This window comes from Blastococcus sp. SYSU D00669, from assembly GCF_054050715.1.
Map to the genome: position 1 here is coordinate 19,987 of NZ_JBJGZV010000054.1, position 7,702 is coordinate 27,688.

Consider the following 7,702-nt stretch of genomic DNA (forward strand, 5'->3'; position numbering starts at 1 on the left):
CGCCGTCCGGTCCGCCGTCGGGCCGGACGGCGGACCCGCCTGCCGAGCCGAGGACGGAAGATGATCACCAACCCGCTGCGCGATCCGCGGGACCGGCGGCTGCCCCGCGTGCCCGAACCCTGCGCCCTCGTCGTCTTCGGCATCACCGGCGACCTGGCCCGCAAGAAGCTCCTGCCGGCCGTCTACGACCTGGCCAACCGGGGTCTGCTGCCCACCAACTTCGCCCTGCTCGGCTTCGCCCGCCGCGACTGGGGCGACACCGACTTCGCCGAGCTGGCCCGCGACGCCGCCCGCAACGCCGCGCGCACCCCGTGGCGCGAGGAGGTCTGGGACCAGCTCGCCAGCAGCGTGCACTTCGTCCAGGGCTCGTTCGACGACGACAACGCGTTCGACCAGCTCGCCGACACGCTCAACGACCTCGAGGGAAGCCACGGCATCGGCGGCAACGCGGCGTTCTACCTGTCGATCCCGCCGGCGATGTTCCCCGTCGTCCTCAAGCAGATGCAGCGCACCGGGATGGCCGAGAGCACGCCCGACCGGTGGCGGCGGGTGGTCGTCGAGAAGCCGTTCGGCACCGACCTGGAGTCCAGCCGCGAGCTCAACGAGCTCGTCGACTCCGTGTTCAGCGCCGAGGACGTCTACCGCATCGACCACTACCTGGGCAAGGAGACCGTCCAGAACCTGCTGGCGCTGCGGTTCGCCAACGAGCTGTTCGAGCCCATTTGGAACGGCAACCACGTCGACTCGGTGCAGATCACCATGGCCGAGGACGTCGGCATCGGCGGCCGGGCCGGCTTCTACGAGAAGACCGGCGCCGCCCGGGACGTGCTGCAGAACCACCTGCTGCAGCTGCTGGCGCTGACCGCGATGGAGGAACCGGTCGAGTTCTCGGCCGAGGAGATCCGCACCGAGAAGCTCAAGGCGCTGCGCGCGATCTCGCTGCCCGAGGACCTGGCCACCTTCGCCATCCGCGGGCAGTACCAGCAGGGCTGGCTGGCCGGCCAGCGGGCCAAGGGCTACCGCCAGGAGGACGGCGTCGACGAGAGGTCGACGACCGAGACCTACGCCGCGGTCCGGCTCGGGGTGGAGACGCGCCGCTGGGCGGGCGTGCCGTTCTACCTGCGCACCGGCAAGCGGCTCCCCCGCCGGGTCACCGAGATCGCGCTGATGTTCAAGCGGGCTCCGCACCTGCCGTTCGCGCCCACCGACACCGAGGAGCTGGGCAACAACCAGCTCGTCGTCCGCGTGCAGCCGGACGAGGGGGTCACCCTCAAGTTCGGGTCGAAGGTGCCGGGCAGCGTCATGGAGGTCCGCGACGTCGCGATGGACTTCCTCTACGGCGAGCAGTTCACCGAGGCCAGCCCCGAGGCCTACGAGCGGCTGCTGCTCGACGTGCTGCTGGGCGACGCCACGCTGTTCCCCCGCAACGCGGAGGTCGAGGCGTCCTGGCGGGTGATCGACCCGCTGGAGGACTTCTGGGCGGGCAGCACCCCGTACACCTACCGGGCCGGGGAGTGGGGTCCGCGCGCCGCCGACGAGATGCTCGCTGCCGAGGGAAGGAGGTGGCGCCGGCCATGACGACCCTCTGGGACACCACCGGTTCCGCCGTGGTCAAGGAGCTGGCCGCGCAGCGGCGCACCGGCGGGGCGGTGCTCTCCGGGGTGGCGCTCACCCTGGTCGTCGTCGCCGACGAGGGCCGGGTGGCCGAGGCCGAGGAGGCCGCGACCCTCGCCGCCGAGCAGCACCCCTGCCGGCTGCTGGTGGTCGTGCGCCGGCAGATCGACGCGCCGCAGCCCCGGCTGGACGCCGAGGTGCTCATCGGCGGCCGGCTCGGCCCCGGCGAGGCCGTCGTCATGCGCATGTACGGCCGGCTGGCGCTGCACGCCGAGTCGGTGGTGCTGCCGCTGCTGGCCGCCGACGCCCCGGTCGTGAGCTGGTGGCACGCCGCCGCACCCGAGCGGATGGCCACCGACCCGCTCGCCGTCATCGCCGACCGGCGGATCACCGACAGCTCGCTGGCCGACGACCCGGTGGCCGCGCTGCGCCTCCGGGCGGGCGACTACGCCCCCGGTGACACCGACCTGGCCTGGACCCGCAGCACGCCGTGGCGGGCCACGCTCACCTCCACCGTCGACTCGGTGGCCGGCCGCCGGGGCGAGCCGGTGCGCATCCGCGGCGGGCGGATCGAGGGCCGGCCGGGCAACGCCAGCGCCGAGCTGCTCGCCGGCTGGCTGACCTCCCGCTGCGGCACCCGCATCGACGTCACCACGAGCGAGCGGACGCCCGGCCCGAGCGGGGTGGACGCCGTCGTCCTCGAGCTCGACGAGGACGAGGAGATCCGCGTCCAGGCCGACCGCCGCGGCGGCGCGACGATCACCCAGCCCTTCCGCCCGGACACCAACGTCGCCCTGCCCGACCGCCCGCTGGGCGACCTGCTCGGCGAGGAGCTGCGCCGGCTCGACCCCGACGAGCCGTACCAGGAGGCCCTCGAGGCCGCGACCGGCGTCACCGGCCTCGCCGAGCGCTCGCCGGTGCGCGAGCACATCTGGTTCGACCCGGCCGACCCCGACGGCAAGGCGCGCCCCGGCACCGCCCGCCCGGCCACCACACCGTCCCCCTCCCGCCGGAAGGGCGCGGCGAAGCAGGCCGCGGACGTCCCGGCGGACTCCGAGAACGCCGAGGAGGCGGTCCGCTGATGTCGCTGCCCCCCGGCGAGCACGTCTCCGCCGGGCTGGCCGCCGGCGGCCGGCCCGTGCCCGACGTCGTCATCGAGCCCGACGCCGACCGGCTGGCCCGCGCCGTGGCCTCGGCGCTGGTCGCCCGGCTGGCCGCCGCGCAGGCGGTGCACGGGATGGCGTCGGTCGTGCTCACCGGCGGCGGCATCGGCACCGCCGTGCTCGAGCGCGTCGCGGCGCTGGCCGAGGAGCCCGAGCGGGAGGTCGTCGACTGGACGGCGGTCGACGTCTGGTGGGGCGACGAGCGCTTCGTGCCCGCCGGCAGCGAGGACCGCAACGAGCTCGGCGCGCGGCGGGCGCTGCTCGACCGGGTCGGCGTCCCGTCGGAGCGGGTGCACGCCATGCCCGCCGCCGACTCCGGCTTCGACACCCCGGAGGCCGCCGCGGACTGGTACGCCGGTGAGCTGGCGGCCGCCGCCGGGGACGGCCCGGTCCCCCGGTTCGACGTCCTGCTGCTCGGCGTGGGCCCGGAGGGCCACGTCGCGTCGATCTTCCCCGACTCCCCCGCGGCCACCGACGAGCGGCCGGTCGTCGCCGTCCGCGACTGCCCCAAGCCGCCGTCCACCCGGGTGAGCCTCGGCCTCCCCGCGATCAACGCGGCCGAGGAGGTGTGGCTGCTGGTCTCCGGCGAGGGCAAGGCCGACGCCGTCGCCCGCGGGGTGGGCGGCGCCGAGCCGACCGAGCTGCCCGCCGGGGCGGTGCACGGCCGGCGGGCGACGAGGTGGTTGCTCGACGCCGCCGCGGCCAGCAAGCTGGGCGCGCCCGCCTGATCCCACCCGGCGGGGAGACCGACGGGGAGGGTGATGGAGGTCCGGGTCCTGGGGCCGGTGGAGGCCCGGAGGGACGGCGTGCCGGTGCACCTCAACGCCCGGATGAACCGCGCCCTGCTGGCGATCCTCGTCCTCGAGCGCGGCGGGGTGGTCGCCGCCGACCGGCTGGTCGACCTGCTATGGGACGGCACGCCGCCGCCCAAGGCCACCGCCGCGCTGCACACCAAGGTCGCGCACCTGCGGCGCGCGCTGCAGCCCGACCGCGCGCCGCGCAGCGAGGACTCGCTGATCCGCACCTCGCCGGCCGGGTACCGGATCGCCCGGGAGGACGTCGACCTCGACGCCGACCGCTTCGAGCGGCTGGTCGGCGAGGCGCGCGGGCTGGTCGCCCCCGACCCCCGGCGGGCCCTCGGCCTGCTCGACGACGCCCTGGGCCTGTGGCGGGGACCGGCGCTGGCCGAGTTCGCCGACCAGCCCTTCGCCGAGGCGTTCGTGCAGCGGCTGGAGAGCCTGCGGCTGACCGCGGTGGAGCTGCGGGCGGCCGCCCGGCTCGGGGCCGGCGACACCGACCGCGCCGTCGACGAGCTGCAGCCGCACGTGGCCGCCCACCCGCTGCGCGAGCAGGCTCGGGCCCAGCTCGCCCGGGCGCTCTACCTGGCCGGGCGGCAGGCCGACGCGCTCGCCGTCCTGGCCGAGGGCCGGGCGCTGCTGCGCGAGGAGCTCGGGCTCGACCCCGGACCGGAGCTGCAGCGGCTGGAGCAGCAGATCCTCGACCACGACCCGGCGCTCGCCCCGGCCCTCCCGGCCGCACCGGTGCCCGCAAACCCGCCGGTCCGGTCCGTGCGGCGGCCCGAGCTGGTCGGCCGCGACGCCGAGTGCGCGCTGCTCGACACGGTGGTCGCGGAGGCGGCCGCCGGGAGCGGCTGCGTCGTCCTGGTCAGCGGGGACGCCGGCATGGGCAAGTCGGCGCTGCTGGCCTCGCTCGCCGCCGGGGTGGCCGCCGCCGGCGGACCGGTCCGCTCGGCCACCTGCCGCGACGGCGTGGCCGCCCCGCCGTTCTGGCCGGTGCTGCAGATCGTCCGCGAGGCCGCCGCGGCGGCGGACGAGGCCGGCCGCGCGCGGCTGGCCGCGGCCCTCGGCCCGCTGGCCGGGACGCTGCCCGATCCCGGGCGCCCGGCCGTGGCCGCGACCGGCGGCGCGGACCCGGCCATGGTCCTGGTGCACCTCGCCGACGCCCTCGCCGCGGCGCTGGCCCGGCCGCCCGGCGTCCCCGCCCTGGTCGCGCTCGACGACCTGCACGCGGCCGATCCCGCGACGCTGCGGCTGGTCGCCGCGCTCGCCGCGGAGGTGGCGACCGCGCCGACCGTGCTGGCCCTCGCGCTGCGCAGCGGCGAGGCGGCCGACTCCCGCCCGCTGGCCGACGCGCTGGCCGCGCTCGGCCGGCTGCCCCGGGTGGTCCGCCTCGACCTCGCGCCGCTGCCGCCGGACGCCGTCACCACGCTCATCGCCGGCTCGCTGGACGGGGCGGACGCCGACGTCGACGGGCTGGTCGCCCGCGCCGGGGGCAACCCGTTCTTCGCCCTCGAGCTGGCCCGGGCGGCCGCCGCCGGTGCCGGGTCCCCCGGCGCGGTCGGCGGCCGGCCGGTGGGCGGCGTGCCCGCGCCGGTGTACGACGTGCTCCGGCAGCGGTTCCTGCGCCTGCCGCCGGAGGGCCTGGAGCTGCTCACCGCCGCGGCGGTCGCCGGGGAACCCCTCCCTGCCGACGACCTGGCCGCGATCCGCGGCGTCCCGGTCGACGAGGCCCTCGACCTGCTGGAGGGCGCGCTCGCCGCCCGGCTGCTCGCCGACACCGGCGACGGCGGGTTCACCGTCGCGCACGCCCTCGTCGGCGAGGCGCTGCGCGCGTCGCTGTCCAGCGCGCGCCTCGCCCGGCTGCACCGGGCGGTCGCCATGCGGCTCGAGGCACGGGCCGGGGACGACCCGCAGGCGGCCGCGCGGATCGCGGCCCACCACCTCGCGGCCCGCACGCTGGACGGCGGTGCGGCGGCGCTGCCCTGGCTGGAGCGGGCGTCGGACACCGCGGTGGGTGTCGCCGCCCTGGACGCCCTGCGCGAGCTCAACGAGCAGCTGGTCGCCCTCGTGGGTCCGGCCGACCGGCGGCGCGAGCTGCGCGCCCGCAGCCGCATCGCCTACGCCGACGTGTGGTCCAGCGGCTACGACACCCCGGCCATCCGCGAGTTCCTGCGGATGGTGCGCGGTTGGTCGGCGCCGCGACCGGTCCGCCCCGACGACCTCGAGCTGCTGTGGGTCGCGGCGATGCTGGAGGGGCAGGTCGGCCGCCTCGACGACGCGGCCGGCACGGTCGCCCGCATGGCCGAGGCCGCCGCGGAGGTGGACGACGCCACCGCCCGCTACCTGCACGAGGACATGGCGGCGGTGATCCGCTGGCGCGAGGCCCGCTTCGCCGAGGCGCTGGCGCACCTGGACCGGGCCGAGCAGCTGGTGGACGCCGGCGGGGTCGACCTCGGCCGCTCGCTGGCGTTCTCCCCGCGCACCCGGATCGCGGTCGTGCGGGCGCACTGCTTCTGGCACCAGGGCCGGCGGGCCGAGGCGTTCGCGCAGGCGGAGGCGGCGGTCGCGACGGCCGAGGAGACCGAGCTCGGCGCGGCCGGCTTCGCCCGCCGCTGGTCGTTGGTGCTGGCGCTGATGGACGGCGACCCCGGCCGCGTGCGGCGGCTGGTCGGGCTGCGGCCCGGCGCGCCGTCGTGGGAACGGCTGCCCTACCCGGCGGCGGTCGTCGGGTTCGCCCAGGCGTGGCTGCGGGCTGTGGACGACCCGGCCGCCGGGCTGCCCGGGATGCGCGAGGCGCACGCCGCGCTGGTCCGCCACGGGCTCGCCGGCGGGCGGTCGGTGCTGCTCGGCCTGCTGGCCGAGGTGGCGCTGCGCGCCGGCGACCCGGCGGCCGCGGGGTCGTTCTGCGAGGCCGGCCTGGCGGTCGCCTCGCTGGCCGAGCGCTACTGGGTGCCGTCACTGCAACGGATCGGCGACGCCGCCCGTCAGGCGACCGCAAGCGGGGCGTCAGCGGCGACGGCGACGGTCTCCCCATGAGCGAGCAGCGCCCCGACCCCCTGTCCGACGTGCACCCCGGCGACCGCTGGCTGGTCGCCGTCGCCCACCCCGACGACGAGACGTTCGGCTGCGGCTCGCTGATCGCCCGCGCCGCCCGGCTCGGCGCCGAGGTGACCGTCGCCTGCGCCACCCGAGGCGAGGCCGGCGAGCTGCCGGTCGGGGCGCCGCCGTGCGAGGACCTCGGCGCCGTGCGCGAGGCGGAGCTGCACCGGGCCGCCGCCCTGCTCGGCGTCGCCCGGGTCGAGCTGCTCGGCTACCGCGACTCCGGCTTCGACGGCGTGACGCCCGCCGGGTCGCTGTGCGCGGCGCCGGTCGAGGAGGTGGCGCGCGTGCTCGGCCGGCTGGTCGCCGACCTGCGCCCCACCGTGGTCGTCGTGCTCGACGGCAGCGACGGCCACCGCGACCACCTGCACGTGCGGGCGGCCGCGGCGCAGGCGCTGGCCGGCGTGCCGGGGCCGGCGCTCTACGAGTACGCGCTGCCGAGCTCGCTGCTGCGCCGGTGGCTGGTCGAGACGGCGGTCGCTCGCGGCGACGACGCCTACCACTCGGCCGACGCCGAGGGGCTCGGCCGCCCGGACGAGGAGATCACCGACGTCGTCGACGTCGGCGAGCTGCTCGACCTCCGGGAGGCGGCGATCGCCGAGCACCGGTCGCAGACGTCCCCGTTCGAGGGGCTCGGCGACGAGCTGCGGCGGGCGTTCCTGACGCGGGACCACCTCGTGCGCGTGCGCTGACGCGGGGTGGGTGCGCGCGGTTCAAGGCCCTTGCAAGCGCGGTGAAAGGGGTCGACCGGACGCTGGGGCCGGGCCACACTGGCCGATCGTCGAAGGAGATGCCGCCATGCCCGCACCCGCCGTTCCCGCCGTCCTCGAGACCGCCGTCGTCCCGGCACCGCGCAGCAGCACCGAGACGATGCCCCGCCCGCGCCGGCAGCGGCCGCGGGACGAGTACTGGGACGTGTTCGAGGCCCGCTGGGTGGGGGGGGGGGGGGGGGGGGGGGGGGGGGGGGGGGGGGGGGGGGGGGGGGGGGGGGGGGGGGGGGGGGGGGGGGGGGGGGGGGGGGGGGTG

At 77.7% G+C, this 7,702-nt stretch carries 5 protein-coding genes; all 5 read left to right on the plus strand.

Annotated elements, in window-relative coordinates:
* Positions 1-60: 60 nt before the first annotated feature.
* From zwf to ACI8AF_RS25235, 5 genes are read left to right on the plus strand one after another with little or no spacing between them, the layout of a single operon-like run.
* Entirely contained in the window at positions 61-1,578 is a 1,518-nt protein-coding gene (gene zwf / locus ACI8AF_RS25215; protein WP_456542523.1) for a glucose-6-phosphate dehydrogenase, read from the plus strand.
* Positions 1,575-2,696, plus strand: coding sequence for a glucose-6-phosphate dehydrogenase assembly protein OpcA (locus ACI8AF_RS25220; protein WP_456542524.1), 1,122 nt, complete (start codon positions 1,575-1,577; stop codon positions 2,694-2,696). Before zwf ends, ACI8AF_RS25220 begins: the two co-directional genes overlap by 4 nt.
* Entirely contained in the window at positions 2,696-3,505 is an 810-nt protein-coding gene (pgl, locus tag ACI8AF_RS25225; RefSeq protein ID WP_456542525.1) for a 6-phosphogluconolactonase, read from the plus strand. Before ACI8AF_RS25220 ends, pgl begins: the two co-directional genes overlap by 1 nt.
* A 33-nt stretch (positions 3,506-3,538) precedes the next feature.
* Positions 3,539-6,613, plus strand: a complete 3,075-nt coding sequence (locus tag ACI8AF_RS25230; RefSeq protein WP_456542526.1) for a BTAD domain-containing putative transcriptional regulator — start codon at positions 3,539-3,541, stop codon at positions 6,611-6,613.
* A complete protein-coding gene (locus ACI8AF_RS25235; protein WP_456542527.1) occupies positions 6,610-7,368 on the plus strand; it encodes a PIG-L deacetylase family protein in 759 nt (252 codons plus the stop codon). Before ACI8AF_RS25230 ends, ACI8AF_RS25235 begins: the two co-directional genes overlap by 4 nt.
* Positions 7,369-7,702: the final 334 nt, after the last annotated feature.